The sequence below is a fragment of the Streptomyces sp. NPDC059850 genome, from assembly GCF_042731515.1.
Lineage (GTDB): Bacteria > Actinomycetota > Actinomycetes > Streptomycetales > Streptomycetaceae > Streptomyces.
The window spans coordinates 1-17,252 of the sequence record NZ_JBHWJI010000057.1 but is presented as its reverse complement, the minus strand read 5'-3'; the positions used below and the strand labels follow the sequence as shown (position 1 = coordinate 17,252).

Here is a 17,252-nt window from a genome sequence, read left to right as displayed (position 1 = left end):
CCGTAGCAACACCGCTTAGCCGCTCGTCTAGATACCTAAAGGAGTATGTGCATATGCCTTCTCTGACCTCTGTTCTGGGTGTATTGGACCCCACGAGTGACCGGGCGGTGTTCCGGCAGATCGCCGACGCGCTGCGGGAAGCGATCGACAAGGGGCGTTTCCGGGAGGGGGACAAGCTGCCTTCGGAGACTGAGCTGGTGGAGCACTTCGGGGTGTCGCGGATGACCGTGCGCAACTCGTTGTCGCTGCTCCAGCAAGAGGGGCTGGTGGTCTCCGAGCACGGTAAGGGGGTCTTCGTCCGGCCACGACCCCCGGTCAGGCGGCTGGCCTCAGACCGGTTCGCGCGACGCCATCGCGATCAGGGGAAGGCGGCCTTCACCGTGGAGGCCGAAGCAGCGGGGAGTCGTCCGGAGGTGGACGGCCTGGAGGTGAAGGAAGAGCGGCCGTCGCCGGACATCTCTGCCCGGCTTGGCTCGCCGCGCAAGGTGCTGGCCCGGCGGCGCCGGTATCTGCTGGACGGGCGCCCGGTGGAGTTCGCCACCTCGTACCTGCCGCTCGACCTCGCGCGGAACACGCCGATCGCGCAGCCCAACCCTGGTCCCGGCGGTATCTACGCCCGGCTGGAGGAGCTGGGGCACCGCCTGGATCACTTCGATGAGGAGATCCGGGCTCGGATGCCTTCGCCTGCCGAGGTGCGGACGCTTCAGCTCGCCTCTGGCGTCCCGGTGATCTCGCTGATCCGTACCGCCTTCGACACGGAGGGGCGCGCGGTCGAGGTCTGCGACACCGTGATGGCCGCTGACGCCTACGTTCTGGCCTACCAGCTCCCCGCTACCTGACAGGCGGCGGCCGGATGGCGCGCTGTGCGGCTGTGGCGGGCCGCTTCTCTCGACTCGTACGCACGCACACCCATACTCGTATAGACGAGTGGCTGAGTGGTGTGGCATGGTGGTGATCGCTCCCGGCGCGATCGGGTTCGACCACTGGTACTCATCTAGACAACTAGGTGGGCAATGTTGCGAGAGAAGGAGAAGTAATTGCGTTCCATCCGTGTCGAGACCTCCGGTGCCACGGTCCTGCTGACTGAGGCACCGGAGCCCAAGGTCAGGGACCGGCAGAGTGGCGAGATCGCCAAGGACGCGCAGACCGGCGAGACGCTGATGCGCTTGGGTGTCGTCTACATCGACGGCGGGGAATCCTCCCTGCTCCAGGTCACCGTGCCGGAAAGCGGCGTGACGGAAGGGCTGGCGCTCGGCTCGCCGGTCACACTGTTCGGGCTGATCGCCCGGCCGTGGGACACGGTGTTCAACGGGCAGCAGCGGCACGGCATCGCCTTCCGTGCTGACGCCATCGCTCCGGCTGCCATGCCGGTTGGTGCGGGGGCCGGAGCCTGATGTCCGACGTGATGACGTTGATGGAGGTGGGTGGTCCGGTCGCCGGAATGGTCGGCGGGGCCGCCTACCTCCGGGCCCGGCACCCGGCCGCGTACTGGTCCACGGTCGGGCTGCCCATCTCCACGGCCCGGCTGCTGGGGTCGTACGGGTCCGTGATGGATGCGTGCGGGCTGACGGTCCCGCCGTCCCGGCTGCGGGCCTGGGCGACGCAGGCGCTCACCCATCGGGAGGTTCGGCCGGTCCCGCCGCGTCGGGGCCTGATCCGGCCGACATCGACTGGGCTGCGGGTTCGGCTGCGGTTGGCGCCGGGGCAGGAACCTGCGGACGTGGCGGCCTCGGCCGAACGGTTGCGGCATGCCTGGGGCGTTCACGGCGTGTACGTGGAGGTGGTGAAGCCGGGTGTGGTTGAGCTGCGGTTGATCGGCTTCGACGTGCTGCGGAGGGTACGGATGCCCCGGAAGGCAGCGGGCGGCTTCCTCAAGGTGCCGTTGGCGCTGCGGGAGGACGCGACGCCGTTCGTACGGGACTACCGGGCCGTTCCGCACCAGCTGACCTTGGGCGCGACGCTGTCGGGGAAGTCCATGTTCCTGCGGCACTTGATAGCCGGGCTGGCCCGGCACCCGGTCGCGCTTGTCGGGATCGACTGCAAGCAAGGCGTGGAGCTGGCGCCGTTCGCTCCCCGGCTGTCGGCCCTGGCCACCGATCCATTGCAGGCGGCTGACCTGTTGCCCGTGCTCGTCAGGCTGATGGAGGAACGGTACGACCTGATCAAGGTCCGCCAGGGCATCGCCCCCAGTACGCCGGATGAAGGGATCACCTCTGACATCTGGGGACTGCCGGACGAGGAACGGCCGGTGCCGGTGGTGCTGCTCGTGGACGAGGTGGCCGAACTGTTCCTCGTCGCCACGCGGAAGGACGAGGAACGGCGGGACGAGATGGTTACCCAGCTCATCCGGCTCGCCCAACTCGGCCGCGCGGCAGGCATCTACCTGGAGGTGTGCGGACAGCGTTTCGGCGCCGAGCTGGGCAAGGGCGCGACGATGTTTCGGGCTCAGCTGACCGGACGGGTCTGCCACCGCGTGAACGATGAAGCCTCCGCCAAGATGGCCTTGGGCGACATCGCCCCCGAAGCGGTCGGCGCGGCCTGTGCCATCGCACCGGAACGGCCTGGCCTGGCCGTCGCCGGGGACACCTCCGGCGGCTGGAGCCGTATCCGTACGCCTTACATGTCGCTGGGTGACGCTGCGGCTGTCTGCCGCGAACAGGCTCACCTAGTCCCGGTGTTGCCCGCGCTTGAACCGTTCCGGCCGGACGCGCCGGCCGTTCCGGTGAGCGCTTCGACGTCGCTTCTCAAGCCGTCGCCGGTCACCGAGTAACCCGCCCCCACCCACTGGTCGGCGCGACCTCATCGCGCCATGTCCCTACCCCTGCCATGCCTGAAACCGAATGGAGTCGCTGTGTCCCGTCCCACCATCTCCGAGGTCTCCGCGCTCGTCGCCGACCTGTCCGACTTCCGCACGCTCGGAGGCGAGGGCTACGCGGAGCTGATGAGCCGCAAAGCCGACCTGTTGGAGCGTATTGCCGCCGCTCAACCCGATGACACCGAGGCCGCTGAGGTCGCCGCTGCCGCTCGCGCACGTGCCGACGAACTCACGGCGGGCGGCTGACCCCCTGGAAGGAGTCCCTGCCCATGCGCGCTCACCTGGCGCGGGTTGACGCAGTGCTGGTGCAAGCCGTCATCGCTGCCGCGCTGTCCTTCGCCCACCTGCATGACCTGGCCTCGGCGGCCGGGCAGGATGGGTGGAAGGCGTGGGCCTACCCGGTCTCGGTGGACCTGCTGCTTGTGGCGGCCTGGAAGCGGCTGCGGTCGGGCTCGTCCAAGGCGGCTGGCTGGTGCTGGTTCGTCGTCGCCCTGGCCGCGTCGCTCGGGGCCAACGTCGCCACCGCCGGGCTGCTCGACCTGACCGACGTACCGGCCTGGCTGCGCATCCTCGTCGCCGGATGGCCAGCGGTCGCCTTCCTCGGCGGAACGCTCCTCGCCCACACCACTCCAGTGGCCGAAACCGCATCGACTCCGGCCGAACCGGAAACATCGGAGCCACCTGTCGAACCGGCGCCCGAGAAGCCGAAGCCTCCCGCGCCGCACGTTCCGGCCGCGCTCGTCACCCACGCACGCAAGCTCGCCGACGAACACCGCACCCGTACCGGCTCACCCATCGACACCGACACCCTGCGCGCCCGCCTCGGCGTCCCCGCGCCGCTGGCCGACGCCATCGCCACTCACCTCAAGTGATCAAGGAGACGACACCCGTGCGCCCCTCCACTCTCCACGCCCTCGAACTCGCCGCCGTGCTCACCCGCCAAGACCAGTTCATAGAAGCCGTAAGCATCGCCGAGCCCGTCATCCTCGCCGCCGACATCGAAGAACGTGCCGAGATCAGGCAGTGGCTGGCCGACCACGCCGATGACTTCACCAGCCGAGGGGAGAACGGCTGATGCCCGCGCCTCGCCGCTTCCGCAGCGTCATCCGCATCGGCCCGGTCCGCGTTGGCACCGCCAACGACCAGCGGGGCCGTGAGAAGCACACCGCCGTGTGCACCGCACCGCGCTGCGACTTCTCCGCCGACTACGACACCCGCGCCGCCGCCGAACTGGCCGCCCGTACGCACCGTTGCCCCGTTCGCTGAAAGGAGATCGCCCGTGACCGTCAGCCTGCCCCTGGTCTTCGTCCTCGGCGTCATCGCCTGGTTCGTAATCAAGTTCCTGGGCGTCCGCATGTGGGTTGCCGTCGTCATCGCGCTGTTCGGCTTCTGGCTCGCCCACACCGGCCTCGCGCCCTTCGTGGAGTCCGGTACGCGCTCCGGCGTCGACACAGTCAACCCCGAACACGACTAGACGAGTAGGTAAGAGGAGATCGCTGTGTTCCGACCGAAGTACCCCGAAGCCCCCACCCCGACGACCGTCTACACGCCCGCTCCGGCCGCTCCGGCGGTCCAGTACAGCCACGCTCCGGCCTGCTCCTGCCAGCACGTTCCTGCGGCTGGGCCTGCTCGGCAGACGTCGTGGCTCGGGCCCAGTGCCCGGACGGTCGGTGTCGTGCTCGCGGTCGGCGTCGTCGTGACCGCGCTCCTGGCGGCCGTCGTCGTCACGGCCATATCCGTCGCCGTGGCCGCTGTCGTCATGCGCTCGCTGCTCACCAGCCAGCGCCACCGCTGACCCACAACGAACACGACTGCCGGGGCGGCCTCGATACCGCCAAGCATCCGCCGCCCCGGCAGCCCGACCCCTCGAAAGAGGTGACACCCATCATCACCCGCACCACCCCGCCGCCGCTGCCCCAACTCGGCAACCTGGCGGCGCTGGGCACCATGCCCGCACTGCTCCGTCAGCTCTCCGGCCTCGGCGGCTGCACCACCCCGATCCGCCTCGACGGCCACCTCACCGAACACCACGTCAACCGCGACACTGGCGAGATCGGCCGCGTCCTCCGTCACCTGGACTCCACCGAACTGCCCGCCGGGCATCTGCTGGTCCGCTGCAACAACCGCCGCACCACCCGCTGTGCGGCCTGCGCCGAGACCTACCGCCGCGACACCTTCCACCTGATCACCGCCGGACTACGCGGCGGCAAAGGCACCCCTGAAGACGTCGCCACACACCCCCGCGTCTTCGCCACCTTCACCGCGCCCAGCTTCGGCCCCGTCCACAACCGGCTTACCGGTCCGGCTGGCACGGTCCGTCGGTGCCGGTGCGGCGTCCGCCACGACCAGGACGACGATGCCCTTGGCACTCCGCTCGCCCCGCGCAGGTACGCCTACGAATCCGCGGTGCTCTGGAACGCCCACGCGGGCATGCTCTGGCGGCGCTTCTCGATCTACCTGCGGCGGGAGGTCGCCAAGCGGGCCGGACTCAGTCAGCGAACCCTCCGCGACCACGCTCGGCTGTCCTTCGCCAAGGTCGCCGAGTACCAGAAGCGTGGCGCCGTCCACTTCCATGCCGTGATCCGCATCGACGGTCCCGGCGGTGGCGACACCCCGCCTCCGGCCTGGGCCACGGTCGAGCTGCTGACCGACGCCATCCAGGCGACTACGCCCAAGGCGCAGGTTGCCGGGCCGGTCATCGACGGACGGGCCCACACCTTCGCCTTCGGCAGCGAACTCGACGTGCGGCCCATCCGGGGCGCCGACTTCAACGGCCAGCAGGAGCTGACCGACCGGGCCGTGGCCGCGTACATCGCCAAGTACGCCACCAAGGGCGCTGAGACGGCGACCGGTGCATTGGACCGGCCGATACGGCTGATCGCCGAAGTCGCTCAGCTCGACATCACCGAGCACGCCCGGCGGTTGATCCGCACGGCCTGGGCCCTCGGGGCGCGGAAGGACCTGGAACACCTCCGGCTCCGTGCCTGGGCTCACATGCTCGGCTTCCGGGGCCACTTCTCCACCAAATCCCGCCGCTACTCCACCACCCTCGGCGCCCTCCGCGACGCCCGCGCCGCATGGCGACGTGCTCAGGCTGCGGCCGCCGAGTTGGAGCAGGACGAGACCACGCTCGTCCTCGCCCACTGGGCCTACGCCGGAACCGGCCTCACCCCCGCCGAGGAATGGCTCACCGCCACCATCACCCCCGCTCCCGGAACGGAAGGAGAACCCACCCATGCGTGACCGGTACCTCAGCGTCGCCCAGGTGGCCGAGCTGCTGGGCACCACGGACCGCTTCCCCCGGCGGCTGATCGCCGAGCGGCGCATCAAGTACGTCAAGGTGGGCCGCCACGTGCGCATCCCGGAGAGCGTCATTCAGGAGTACATCGACGCCAACACCGTGCGGCCGGTGCAGCCCCGGCGCCGTCACCTCCGGCGGGCTGCCTGATGGGGAACAAGAAGGGCAATCGCCGCCGCTTCGGCTCGGTCCGCCAGTACCGGTCGGGCCGTTGGACTGCGGGCTACCTGGCGCCGGATGGGCAGGAGCATCGCGCGCCTGAGACTTTCGCGACCAAGAAGGACGCTGAGGTGTGGCTGTCCCAGGTCGAAGCGGACCTGACGCGTGGGGACTGGCAGGACCCGGACGCGGGGGCCGTCAACTTCGAGGTGTACGCCGTGCGGTGGGTTAAGGAGCGCGGGCTTTCCGCCACTACCGACGAGTTGTACCGGCGGCTCCTGCGGCTGCACATCTTGCCGACGTTCCGCGCCTGGGACCTGGACGAGATCACACCTCCGCGCATACGTACCTGGCGGGCTGAGCGGCTGGATACGGTTGGGGAGACCACCGTTGCGAAGTCGTACCGGCTGCTGAAAGCCATCCTGGAAACGGCTGTTGAGGATGAGCTGATCCGGCGGAACCCCTGCCGGATTCGTGGAGCGGGGAAGGAGTCGGCTGGCGAGCGTCCGATTGCCACCGTGGAGCAGGTGGATGCGCTGGCCGACGCCATGGGGCCTCGGTGGCGGTTGATGGTCTACATCGCGGCGTACGGTCCCGCTCGCCCCGAAGAGCAAGCGGAGATGCGCCGACCGGACGTGGACCTCGAAACGGTCGGTGTGTGGGTTCGTCGGGCGGCGCCAGAGCTGACGACCGGCCGCCGGGTGGTGGGCGATACGAAGTCGGAGGCGGGAAAGCGGTTCATCGTGCTGCCCGGCTTCATGCGGAAGGACCTGGAGCGGCACGTGAAGTGGTTCGCGGAGAAGGAGCCGAACGGGCTGCTCTTCGTCGGCGAGAAGGGCGCCCCGTTCCGGCGGTCGACGTTCGGGCGGAAGTGGCGGAAGGCTCGGGCGAAGGCTGGGCTGCCGGAGGACTTCCGCTTCTACGATCTTCGTCACACCGGGCACACCCTCTCGACCCAGTCCGGCGCGACGCTCAAGGACACGATGGTGCGCGCAGGACAGTCGTCCGAGCGGGCCGCGTTGATCTACCAGCACTCGCCGCTGGAGCGGCAGAAGGAGGTGGCCGCCGGGATCGATGCCCGGGTCCGGGCCGACCGGCACAAGGGCGCTCAGCAGGGCGGCGCGGGGGCTTCTGGTGCGGATCTGGTGCAAGACGCTTAGAGAGGTCTAGACAACAAACAAGGCCCGGGTCTGTGACCTGGGCCTTCGTCGTGGAGCGGGTGACGAGAATCGAACTCGCGCTCTGAGCTTGGGAATCACCGGGTGCTGGGAGCGGCTTGTGGTATCTGACCTGCGCAGATATGCCCTGTGAGGCGCTGTCGGTGTGGCTTCATGAGACCGCTGTTGCCCCCCATTGGCTCTCCTGAAGGGCACGGAAAGGGCACGCGTGCCCCGGCCGCCGGGTGTCGGGCGCTGGTGGGGGAAAGCGTCAGGCGACGTGTCGTGGCCCCCATCACCGGATTGCAGCCGCGACCGGTCCGTAGAGGAGCCGGTCACAGCCACTGGTCCGTCTCTCAGCAGCAACCAGCCTGAGGAGTGGCGCCGATCTGGAGAGTGGCGGGGGCAGCGCAGCAGCCGCCGCCGTTGGCCTCGGCATCGGCGGGTTCATCGAACAACCCGGCGCCGCCGCAGACACCGGTCTCCGGCAGCGTGAGCTCCACGCGCTCGGCGGCCTCGCGGTCTCCTGCCAGAGCGGCGGCGATGGAGCGGACCTGTTCGTAACCGGTCATTGCGAGGAAGGTCGGGGCACGGCCGTAGGACTTCATGCCGACCAGGTAGATGTCCTTCTCCGGGTGGGAGAGCTCGTTTACCCCGTGCGGATAGACGGTGCCGCAGGAGTGCTGGTTGGGGTCGATCAGCGGAGCGAGCTCGACCGGGGCCTGGAGACGTTCGTCGAGGCCGAGGCGGATCTCGGAGAGGAAGGACAGGTCGGGGCGGAAGCCGGTCAGCACGACCACCTCGTCCACCGGCTCGAGCCGTCGTCCGTCCTCGCCGATCAGGATCAGACGGGCGTCGTCGCGCTCGATGGTCTCGGTGCGGAAGCCGGTGATCGCGTCCGCGAGGCCGTTGTCGACGGCGGCCTTCGCGGCGAGTCCGAGGGCGCCGCGGGCGGGGAGTTGGTCGGCCTCGCCACCGCCGAACGTGGAGCCGCTGATGCCCCGGCGCAGGATCCACACCGCGTGGGTGCCCGGCTTGTCCTTGGCGAGATCGGCGAGCGTGGCGAGTGCAGTGAAGGCCGAGGCGCCGGAGCCGATGACGGCGGTGCGCTTGCCCGCGTACCGGGCCCGGACGGCGGGATCCTTGAGGTCCGGCACACGGTAGGTGACGCGGTCGGCCGCCGCCCGCTCACCGAGGGCCGGCAGGCCGCTTCCACCGGCCGGGCTCGGCGTGGCCCAGGTGCCGGAGGCGTCGATGACCGCGCGGGCGAACACGCGCTGCTCGCCGCCGTCGGCGGTGTAGTGCACGACGAAGGGCTGGGACTCGCGGTCGGCGTCAACGATGCGGTCGCGGCCGGTGCGGGAGACGCCGTTGACCGTGGCGCCCAGGCGGACCCGGTCGCCCAGGGCTTCGGCGAGCGGCTGGAGGTACTGCTCGGCCCAGTCTCCACCGCTCGGGTACGTGGCGGCGTCCGGCCTGACCCAGCCGGTGGGGGCGAGCAGCTTCTCGGCGGCCGGGTCGGTGACCTCGCCCCAGGGGGAGAACAGCCGCACGTGCGACCACTCGCGCACCGCGGAGCCAGCGGCTTCACCGGCCTCTAGGACCAGCGGTTCGATGCCGCGCTCGATCAGGTGGGCGGCAGCTGCCAGACCGATGGGGCCGGCCCCGATCACGACGACGGGCAGCTCGGTAGTGGACGCGTTCACGCTCGTCTCCTCATTGTTTCGACATTCGTCGATGACTTGCGCTGGCCAGCATGACACCTGTATCGATAAGCGTCAACATAGACATTCATCGAAGCAGGGGGTTGTTCATGGAACACGTTGACGTGGCGGTGATCGGGGGCGGTCAGTCCGGGCTGGCCGCAGCGGACGCGCTGGTCCGGCATGGGCTGAGGCCGTTGGTGCTGGAGGCGTCGGGCCGGGCTGCCGGGTCGTGGCCGCGCTACTACGACAGCCTCACCCTGTTCTCGCCCGCCCGGTACAGCTCCCTTCCCGGGGTGCCGTTCAGCGGAGCCCCCGACCGCTACCCGCATCGGGATGAAGTCGCCGCCTACCTTGTCTCCTACGCCGCTCGCCTGGATGCCGACATCCGCACCGGCACCCGCGTCGGCGACGTGCGTGCCGAGTCGGACAGGTTCGTCGTGAGCCTGACGGGTGGAGGCCAGGTGGCAGCGCGCGCCGTGGTCGCCGCATCCGGCACCTTCGGCCGACCTCATCGGCCGGTCCTGCCGGGGCTGGAGCGCTTCACCGGCGAGGTGCTGCACGCCGCCGAATACCGCTCGCCCGCGGCGTTCGCGGGGCAGCGGATCGTGGTGGTGGGGGCGGGAAACTCCGCAGTGCAGATTGCCGCCGAACTGGCCGTCGTCGCTCGGGTGACGCTCGCCAGTCGCGGCCCGGTGAAGTTCGCCCGCCAACACATCCTCGGCCGGGACCTGCACTTCTGGCTCAGGTTCACCGGCCTCGATGCCGCCCCGGTCGGCCGCTTCCTGCGCACACCGCCAACGCAGTTGGTCATCGACGACGGCCGCTACCGCGCCGCACTCACCAGCGCCGCCCCGGACCGCCGCGAACTGTTCACCTCCATTGAGGGCGGTGAGGTGACCTGGTCGGACGGCAGCAAGGAGGAGGTAGACGCCATTGTGCTGGCCACCGGCTACCGCCCCGACCTTCCCTACCTGCACAACCTCGGCGCGCTCGACAGCGCCGGGCACCCGCGCCACCGCGACGGGACCTCCCTCACTCACCGCGGGCTGGCGTTCGTCGGGCTGGAGTGGCAGCGCAGCCTGTCGTCCAACTCGCTGCGCGGTGTCGGCAAGGACGCCGCACGGGCCGCCCGCCGCCTGGCCGCCTACCTGGCCCGCAGCTGAGCCGGACAAGGCCCTCCTTGCTTGGTTCGACATGTGTCAACATAGACGCATGTCGAACACCAAGGTGCTGCCGCTGCTGGGGGATGAGCCGGTGGCGCCGTGCTGCCCGCCGATGACCGAGCGCGCCTACACCGCCGAGGAGGCTGAGACGGCCGCCAGGATGTTCAAGGCGCTGGGCGACCCGGTACGGCTGCGGCTGTTCTCGGCGGTCGCGTCCCACGAGGGCGGGGAGGCGTGCGTGTGCGATATCTCCGATGTCGGCGTATCCCAGCCCACGGTCTCCCACCACCTGAAGAAGCTGAAGGAGGCCGGGCTGCTGACCTCCGAGCGGCGCGGCACCTGGGTGTACTACCGGGTCGCGCCGTCGGTACTGGCCGCGTTGGGCCAGCTCCTCACGATCGCCCCCTCCGCTTGACCACCTTCTGCTCCGGGGGCTCAGCATCGTGACCACCCACCCCGGCTCGTCGAGCGCGGTCGTCGTGCCACTCACCGCCGACCACGCGGACCAGGTCCTGGCGATCTACCAGGCGGGCATCGACGAAGGCAACGCCACCTTCGAGACCACCGCGCCCGCCTGGGACGCCTTCGACGCGGCCAAGCTTCCCGACCACCGCTTCGCCGCCCTCGACGCGAGCGGAACCGTCCTCGGCTGGATCGCGGCCACCAAGGTCTCCAGCCGCTGCGCCTACGCCGGGGTGGTCGAGCACTCGGTGTACGTCCACCCCGACGTCCGAGGCCGCGGCATCGCCTCCGCGCTGCTCAAGGCACTTATCAACTCCACCGAGGCGGCCGGGATCTGGACCATTCAGTCCGGCATCTTCCCCGAGAACACCGCCAGCCTCGCCGTGCACCGGCGCGCCGGGTTCCGGGTCATCGGCACCCGGGAGCGCATCGGCCGTCACCACGGCATCTGGCGCGACGTGCTGCTCATCGAACGACGCAGCCCGGCCATCGTCTGACGCCTACCCGCTGTACCCCGTCATGGTTTGCGGCGCCGAGGGGCAGCGTGGTGTCGGTGACGGCGTGAATGATGCTCGGATGAGCATCGATATCGACTGGGCCCGCGACCAGTTCGCGCGCTTCCTGAAATTGACGGAGCTGTATCGGCCGCCCGATCCGCCCGGGACCACCATCTTGAGCAGCAGCCGTGCGAATCGCGGCACGCAGGACGAGATCATCGCCAGCGCACAGGTCGTGGAGCAGATCCTGGACCGCGTGCTGCCACGATGGCGGACTGAAGTCCCCAGCGAGCGCAACAAGCGCGTCAACCGATGGTGCCAGCACCGCGAGGCAGTCCAGCGCGCGGACGTCGTCCTTTTGCGTGACGCGGAGATCAGGGAGCGTCTCGGTGACAATGCGCCCCAGATCAGCGCCGCCACGATGCATCCGTGGGTGTGGGATGGAGCGCGGTCGTTGTGGCAGAGCGGACACTTCCGCGAGGCGGTCACCGCGGCTTCCAAGAAGGTCAACGCCGAGACTCAGAACAAGGTCGGACGCCGCAATGTGAGCGAGATCAATCTCTTCAAGAGCATCTTCTCTCAGGACCCGCCCAAGCCTGGCCAGCCCCGGTTGCGGATCATGGCCAACGACGGCAGCGATACCTTCAGCAGCCTTCACCGCGGAGCTATGTCCTTCGCCGAGGGGTGTTACGCGGGAATCCGCAATCCCAACAGCCACGAGGATGGCCTTCCCGAGCTGCCGGAACATCAGGCGCTGGAGCAGTTGGCGGCCTTCAGCGTCCTGGCCCGCTGGGTGGACTCCGCCACGGTGGAGCCGTGAGCCAGGGCGGCACACCAAAGGCCCGCTGCCCCAGAAGGCAGTTTCTAGGGGTCGTCGCAGCACGTGGTCGTGTTGATCAGGCCGCGAGTAGTTTATGCAGGCGCTCGGCTGGTGTTTCCCAGCCGAGCGTTTTGCGTGGACGGCCGTTGAGTTCGGCGGCTACGGCGTCGAGGTGTTCGTGGGTGTGGGCGGACAGGTCGGTGCCCTTGGGGAAGTACTGCCGCAGCAGGCCGTTGGTGTTCTCGTTCGAGCCGCGCTGCCAGGGGCTGGCCGGGTCGCAGAAGTAGACCGGGATGTCGGTGGCGATGGTGAACTCGCGGTGGCGCCCCATCTCGCTGCCCTGGTCCCAGGTCAGGGACCGTTTCAGATGCGCCGGCAACGTCTGGACGGTGGCGACCAGGGCGTCACGGACCAACTTCGGTGGCCCGGCCGTTCGGCAGATGTACCAGGAGCACGTAGCGGGTGGAGCGCTCCACGAGGGTGCCGATGGCGGAGGCTCCGTCCTTGCCGATGATGAGGTCGCCTTCCCAGTGGCCGGGCACTGCCCGGTCCTCGGCTTCGGCGGGACGCTCGCTGATCATGACCATGGGGTCGCGGAAGCGGGGTGTGCGCTGCTGGGCCTGGCGGCGGGGCTTGCGCCGGGCGCGGCCGGTGCGCAGTGCTTTGGTGAGGTCGCGGCGCAGTTCGCCGCGGCCCTGGATGTAGAGGGCCTGGTAGACGGTCTCGTGGACCACGTGCATCTCCGGCCGGTCGGGAAAGTGGGCGCGCAGAGCCTGGCAGATCTGCTCCGGGCTCCACCGTAGGTCCAGACGGTCCTGGATGAAGGCGCGCAGTTCGAGGTTCTGGCTGATCTTCCCCGGCTTGGGCCGGGGGCGGCGAGACTCGGCACGGACCTGGGCGGCGTATGGCCGGTAGTGCCACTGGCCACGGGGATCGACCGTGCGGTTGCGGCAGACCTCCCGGCTGATCGTGGAGGGGCTGCGGCCCAGCTCGGCGGCTATCGCACGGATGGAAGCTTTCTCCCGCAGGCGATCGGCGATATAGATCCGGTCGTCCTCGCACAGGTACCGCGACGACGCCGAAGGCGGTGCCACCGGACGTACCGGTGGTACCGCCTTGTTCCGGCCGGACGGTCTGCGTCCGTTACGCCAGCGTCTGCCGGTCTTGGGGTTGATCCCGACGATCCGGCATGCCTCGTTGTTGCTGAACCCCTGCTTCACGAGCTGGAAGTATGCAGCTCGCTCAGCAGAGAGCTTCTTGCGGCCCTGAGGGCTCCGCACCTTCCGAACCTCGAAGTCCATCGCATCCCCTGAACTGGGGTGTTGCGACGACCACTAGAACCGAAGGAAGTCGGCAACGGGCCGTAAGCGCTGATGATCCCTGATCAGGGCGCGACGGGCGTGCTGAACTTCCGTCGCCAGGCGAGTGAGACGTACACCAGCGCCACCAGCACCGGGACCTCGATGAGGGGGCCGACGACGCCGGACAGGGCCTGGCCGGAGGTGACGCCGAAGGTGGCGATGGCGACCGCGATGGCCAGCTCGAAGTTATTGCCGGCAGCCGTGAAGGCAAGGGTGGCGGTGCGGTCGTAGGCCAGGCCGATGGCCTTGCCGAGCGCGAAGGTGCCGAACCACATCACCGCGAAGTACACCAGCAGCGGCAGCGCGATCCGGGCGACGTCCAGCGGCTGCGAGGTGATCGTCTTCCCCTGGAGGGCGAAGAGGATGACGATCGTGAACAGCAGGCCGTAGAGGGCGAACGGGCCGATCTTGGGCAGGAAGTTGCTCTCGTACTGCTCGCGGCCCAGCTTCTTCTCCCCGATGCGGCGGGTCAGGAACCCGGCGAGGAGCGGGATGCCCAGGAAGATGACGACGTTCAGCGCGATCTTCCACATGGAGATGTCGAGGTGCTGGCCGTCGCCCAGGTTCAGCCAGCCGGGGAGGATGTCGAGGTAGAACCAGCCCAGCAGGCCGAAGGCGATCACCTGGAAGACCGAGTTCAGGGCCACCAGGACGGCGGCGGCTTCGCGGTCGCCGCAGGCCAGGTCGTTCCAGATGATGACCATGGCGATGCAGCGGGCGAGCCCGACGATGATCAGGCCGGTGCGGTATTCGGGCAGGTCGGGCAGGAAGATCCACGCGAGGGCGAACATCACGGCCGGGCCGAGGATCCAGTTGATGACCAGCGAGGAGATCATCAGCTTCTTGTCGCCGGTGACGGCGTCGAGTTTGTCGTAGCGGACCTTGGCCAGGACCGGGTACATCATGATCAGCAGGCCGATGGCGATCGGCAGGGAGATGCCGCCGATCTCGACCTTGGACAGGGCGTCGTTCAGGCCGGGGATCGCCCGTCCCAGGCCCAGGCCGAGGCCCATGGCGACCAGGATCCACACGGCCAGGAAGCGGTCGAGGGTGGAGAGTTTGCCGACGACACCGGCGGCGGTGTCTTGTGCGGGTGGGCTGGTGGTCTCTTCGGTGGTGCTCACGGGCAGGCCCTCTTGGTGTCGGCGGCGGCGGTGGCGCGGGCGGTCTCGGCCAGTTCGGTGAACTGCCCGGCCACGGTGGCGAGGACGTCAGCCTTGAGGCGGTAGTACGTGAACCGTCCGCATGGCTCGGTCTCGACCAGTCCGGCCTCGCGCAGCACCCGCAGGTGGTTGGAGAGGTTGGTCTGGCGCGCGCCGGTCTCCTCGACCAGGTGCGTGGTGCACAAGGTCTCGTGGGCGAGCAGGTTCACGATCTTCATCCTGATCGGGTCGGCCAGCACCCGGATCAGATCAGTATCGACTGACGTCAGCATGGGCTGATACTGTCACATCAGTCGAGGCTGATGCCAGCCCCGGTTCCTGGCCGCCACCGGGACGCATCCGCCACCCGCACCGTGCGGAGCCCCCTGGGAGGGTTCTCGTGACCGCATCACCACCCCCTGTCCTGCCCGACGAGCGCCTTGCCGCCGGAGCGGCCCGCCTGGCCGCACGGCACGCCGGACACTTCTCCGCCGAGACCGTGCGCCACCTGCTCGCTGACTCCTACACTCAGCTCGCCGCCACCGCCCGGGTCCGCACCCACCTGGTCGTCCTGGCCGAGCGCCTGGCGGCCGAGCGGCTGGACGCGCTCGCCCACACCCAGGCGAAGGCGGGCACGGGACTGCCCAGGGTGCTGTTCGTGTGCAGCCACAACGCCGGACGCTCCCAGATGGCCGCCGCCCTGCTGAAGCTCCGGGCGGGCGGACGCGTGACCGTCTCCTCCGCCGGCACCGATCCGGCCGCCGAGGTCGAACCGGAAGTGGCACAGGTGCTGCACGAGGCGGGCGTCGCCCTGGAGGACGCCTTCCCCAAGCCGCTGACCGACGAGGTGGTCCAGGCCGCCGACATCGTGGTCACCATGGGCTGCGGCGACGCCTGCCCGGTCGTACCCGGCCGCCGCTACCTGGACTGGCCCGTCGCCGACCCCGACGGCGCCCCGATCGCCGCCGTCCGGGCCATCCGCGACGAGATCGACGCCCACATCACCGACCTGCTCGCCACCCTCCCGGGCGCCTGAACCCCGCTCGCCAACCTGCGAAGGATGAACTGATGTCCACCACTCCTGCCGCGTCCGTGCTGTTCGTCTGCGTCCACAACGCCGGACGCTCGCAGATGGCAGCCGGATTCCTCACTCACCTTGCGGGCGAGCGCGTCGAGGTCCGCTCCGCCGGTTCCATCCCGGCCGACCAGGTCAACCCGGCCGCGATCGAAGCGATGAAGGAAGTCGGCATCGACATCTCCGACCAGACACCGAAGGTGCTGACCACCGAGGCCGTCCAGGCGTCCGACTACGTCATCACCATGGGCTGCGGCGACGCCTGCCCGATCTTCCCCGGCAAGAAGTACCTCGACTGGGCCCTGGAAGATCCGGCAGGCAAGGGCGTGGAGTCCGTCCGCCCCATCCGCGACCAGATCAAGACCCGCATCGAGGCGTTGATCGCTGAGATCAACGCTGAACAGGAGAACTGACCTATTCCTCGACGCTTCGCGGGATCACCCCGGTCTGGGCATAGGTTTGCGACAAGGCATCAAGGCTCGTTATCCCGACGAATGGTCGGCATAGTGGCGTATCAATGGCGAGTACGATGCCGTGACGGTCTATCGCCTGTCGGGAGTTGATCGCTGTGGATACGTACTTCGTAGGCTCACGCGCAAGTAATCTGGCCAAGGCTCAGGTGCGGGAATATCTTGCCCCCCTGCGCCAACGATTCCCAAGTATCACCTTTACTCACCGAGTGATTCTCGAAGGTGGCGACAGGGACAGGAAGTCGCTGCTTTCTGATGTCTCGGCTGTGAGCGGCGGCAGTGCGTTCAGTAGCGAGCAGGAAGCCGCGTTGGCTCGTGGGGATGTGGATGTGGTCATCCATTCCCTGAAGGATTTGCCTACGGCGAATCCGCCGGGCCTTGTTCTGGTGCCTCCACCCGGCCGGGAGGACGCGCGGGATGCCCTGTGTGGGTCCACGCTGGCCGGGCTGCCCAAGGGGGCGCGGGTGGGGACGGGGGCTCCGCGGCGTATCGCCCAGCTGCTGGCGGTGCGACCTGATATTGAGGTCGTGCCGATTCGGGGTAATGTTCCGCCGCGGCTGAAGAAGATTGAGACCATGGGGCTTGACGCCGTGGTTCTGGCGGTCGCGGGACTTCGTCGTCTCGGGTTGGATGACGCTATCGGTGAGATTCTTCCCATCGATCTGTTTCCGCCGTCGCCCGGGCAAGGGGCTCTTGGTGTTCAGCTACGAGAGGGCAGCACAGCGATTCAGGAGATCCTGTCCACGTCGGGGGATCTCGCGGTTGACGCTCAGGTCCGGGCCGAGCGCGCACTGCTTGCCGAATTGCATGGCGGATGCAGCGTGCCCGTGGGCGCGTATGCGGAGGTCCGCTCGGATGGATCACTTTCGCTTTATGCGCAGGTGACATCGCTCGACGGAACCCGTCAGATTTCCGGCTCGCTTTCCGGGCCGTTCAGCGAGCCGGAAAAGCTCGGTGAGGCCCTGGCCGGAGAGCTGATCGGCCAGGGCGCGCGTTCTATCCTCGGCGAAATACGGGCCGGGGCTGCGGTTTAGAAGCCGTTGTCTTTCCGAGCGTGACTGCTGCGTTTCTGCTGGTCAGGCATAGTCCGTTTCTCGTGCGGCAGTGATGGCGTGTCGTGTTGTCTC

General features: G+C 68.8%; 22 protein-coding genes and 1 pseudogene. 19 read left to right on the top strand and 4 right to left on the bottom strand.

What is annotated here, in order from left to right; translation table 11 throughout:
* Positions 1-53 precede the first annotated feature (53 nt).
* The 12 genes from ACFV9T_RS34130 (at position 54) to ACFV9T_RS34075 (ending at position 7,432) form a co-directional block, all read left to right on the top strand.
* Positions 54-839: a GntR family transcriptional regulator gene (locus ACFV9T_RS34130; RefSeq protein WP_385446387.1), complete on the top strand. Its 786-nt coding sequence runs from the start codon at positions 54-56 to the stop codon at positions 837-839.
* Between the two features lie 198 nt (positions 840-1,037).
* Positions 1,038-1,394, top strand: coding sequence for a hypothetical protein (locus tag ACFV9T_RS34125; RefSeq protein WP_385446386.1), 357 nt, complete (start codon positions 1,038-1,040; stop codon positions 1,392-1,394).
* Positions 1,394-2,770 (top strand): FtsK/SpoIIIE domain-containing protein, encoded by a 1,377-nt coding sequence (locus ACFV9T_RS34120; protein WP_385446385.1) that lies wholly within the window; start codon positions 1,394-1,396, stop codon positions 2,768-2,770. Before ACFV9T_RS34125 ends, ACFV9T_RS34120 begins: the two co-directional genes overlap by 1 nt.
* A gap of 81 nt (positions 2,771-2,851) precedes the next feature.
* The gene (locus ACFV9T_RS34115; RefSeq protein WP_385446384.1) at positions 2,852-3,061 is read left to right on the top strand and encodes a hypothetical protein; all 210 of its coding nucleotides are present in this window, start codon (positions 2,852-2,854) and stop codon (positions 3,059-3,061) included.
* A gap of 23 nt (positions 3,062-3,084) precedes the next feature.
* Entirely contained in the window at positions 3,085-3,687 is a 603-nt protein-coding gene (locus ACFV9T_RS34110; protein WP_385446383.1) for a DUF2637 domain-containing protein, read from the top strand.
* Positions 3,688-3,704: 17 nt separating this feature from the next.
* A complete protein-coding gene (locus ACFV9T_RS34105) occupies positions 3,705-3,890 on the top strand; it encodes a hypothetical protein (protein ID WP_385446382.1) in 186 nt (61 codons plus the stop codon).
* Positions 3,890-4,081 (top strand): mobile element transfer protein, encoded by a 192-nt coding sequence (locus ACFV9T_RS34100; protein WP_063729874.1) that lies wholly within the window; start codon positions 3,890-3,892, stop codon positions 4,079-4,081. The genes ACFV9T_RS34105 and ACFV9T_RS34100 overlap by 1 nt, the downstream gene beginning before the upstream one ends.
* 13 nt (positions 4,082-4,094) lie before the next feature.
* Positions 4,095-4,289: a hypothetical protein gene (locus ACFV9T_RS34095; protein WP_385446381.1), complete on the top strand. Its 195-nt coding sequence runs from the start codon at positions 4,095-4,097 to the stop codon at positions 4,287-4,289.
* A 24-nt stretch (positions 4,290-4,313) separates the two neighbouring features.
* Entirely contained in the window at positions 4,314-4,610 is a 297-nt protein-coding gene (locus ACFV9T_RS34090) for a hypothetical protein (protein ID WP_385446380.1), read from the top strand.
* 152 nt (positions 4,611-4,762) lie between these two features.
* On the top strand, positions 4,763-6,058 hold the full coding sequence (locus tag ACFV9T_RS34085) for a replication initiator (protein WP_385446435.1): 1,296 nt from the start codon (positions 4,763-4,765) through the stop codon (positions 6,056-6,058).
* Complete coding sequence (locus tag ACFV9T_RS34080) at positions 6,051-6,263, top strand: excisionase family DNA-binding protein (protein ID WP_359376827.1); 213 nt, start codon at positions 6,051-6,053, stop codon at positions 6,261-6,263. The genes ACFV9T_RS34085 and ACFV9T_RS34080 overlap by 8 nt, the downstream gene beginning before the upstream one ends.
* Positions 6,263-7,432, top strand: a complete 1,170-nt coding sequence (locus ACFV9T_RS34075) for a tyrosine-type recombinase/integrase (protein ID WP_385446379.1) — start codon at positions 6,263-6,265, stop codon at positions 7,430-7,432. The genes ACFV9T_RS34080 and ACFV9T_RS34075 overlap by 1 nt, the downstream gene beginning before the upstream one ends.
* Before the next feature lie 353 nt (positions 7,433-7,785).
* On the opposite strand, the gene ACFV9T_RS34070 is transcribed toward ACFV9T_RS34075, so the two are convergent.
* The gene (locus ACFV9T_RS34070) at positions 7,786-9,135 is read right to left on the bottom strand and encodes an NAD(P)-binding domain-containing protein (protein WP_385446378.1); all 1,350 of its coding nucleotides are present in this window, start codon (positions 9,133-9,135) and stop codon (positions 7,786-7,788) included.
* A 107-nt stretch (positions 9,136-9,242) separates the two neighbouring features.
* Between ACFV9T_RS34070 and ACFV9T_RS34065 the strand changes: the two genes are divergently transcribed.
* From ACFV9T_RS34065 to ACFV9T_RS34050, 4 genes are all read left to right on the top strand, one after another.
* Positions 9,243-10,298: a flavin-containing monooxygenase gene (locus ACFV9T_RS34065; RefSeq protein ID WP_385446377.1), complete on the top strand. Its 1,056-nt coding sequence runs from the start codon at positions 9,243-9,245 to the stop codon at positions 10,296-10,298.
* A 49-nt stretch (positions 10,299-10,347) separates the two neighbouring features.
* Positions 10,348-10,713 (top strand): ArsR/SmtB family transcription factor, encoded by a 366-nt coding sequence (locus tag ACFV9T_RS34060; RefSeq protein WP_385446376.1) that lies wholly within the window; start codon positions 10,348-10,350, stop codon positions 10,711-10,713.
* Positions 10,714-10,741: 28 nt separating this feature from the next.
* Positions 10,742-11,257 (top strand): GNAT family N-acetyltransferase, encoded by a 516-nt coding sequence (locus tag ACFV9T_RS34055; protein WP_385446375.1) that lies wholly within the window; start codon positions 10,742-10,744, stop codon positions 11,255-11,257.
* Between the two features lie 79 nt (positions 11,258-11,336).
* On the top strand, positions 11,337-12,077 hold the full coding sequence (locus ACFV9T_RS34050; RefSeq protein WP_385446374.1) for a TIGR02391 family protein: 741 nt from the start codon (positions 11,337-11,339) through the stop codon (positions 12,075-12,077).
* Positions 12,078-12,153: 76 nt separating this feature from the next.
* Here the strand turns inward: ACFV9T_RS34050 and ACFV9T_RS34045 are convergent.
* The 3 genes and pseudogenes from ACFV9T_RS34045 to ACFV9T_RS34035 form a co-directional block, all read right to left on the bottom strand.
* Positions 12,154-13,378 (bottom strand): annotated as a pseudogene (locus tag ACFV9T_RS34045) (IS30 family transposase).
* A gap of 83 nt (positions 13,379-13,461) precedes the next feature.
* Positions 13,462-14,562: an ACR3 family arsenite efflux transporter gene (arsB, locus tag ACFV9T_RS34040; RefSeq protein ID WP_385446373.1), complete on the bottom strand. Its 1,101-nt coding sequence runs from the start codon at positions 14,560-14,562 to the stop codon at positions 13,462-13,464.
* The gene (locus ACFV9T_RS34035; RefSeq protein WP_385446372.1) at positions 14,559-14,873 is read right to left on the bottom strand and encodes an ArsR/SmtB family transcription factor; all 315 of its coding nucleotides are present in this window, start codon (positions 14,871-14,873) and stop codon (positions 14,559-14,561) included. Before ACFV9T_RS34035 ends, arsB begins: the two co-directional genes overlap by 4 nt.
* A gap of 107 nt (positions 14,874-14,980) precedes the next feature.
* On the opposite strand from ACFV9T_RS34035, the gene ACFV9T_RS34030 reads away from it, so the two are divergent.
* The 3 genes from ACFV9T_RS34030 (at position 14,981) to hemC (ending at position 17,159) form a co-directional block, all read left to right on the top strand.
* A complete protein-coding gene (locus ACFV9T_RS34030; RefSeq protein ID WP_385446371.1) occupies positions 14,981-15,616 on the top strand; it encodes an arsenate reductase ArsC in 636 nt (211 codons plus the stop codon).
* A gap of 32 nt (positions 15,617-15,648) precedes the next feature.
* A complete protein-coding gene (locus tag ACFV9T_RS34025; RefSeq protein ID WP_385446370.1) occupies positions 15,649-16,068 on the top strand; it encodes an arsenate reductase ArsC in 420 nt (139 codons plus the stop codon).
* A gap of 155 nt (positions 16,069-16,223) precedes the next feature.
* On the top strand, positions 16,224-17,159 hold the full coding sequence (hemC, locus tag ACFV9T_RS34020) for a hydroxymethylbilane synthase (protein WP_385446369.1): 936 nt from the start codon (positions 16,224-16,226) through the stop codon (positions 17,157-17,159).
* Positions 17,160-17,252 lie beyond the last annotated feature (93 nt).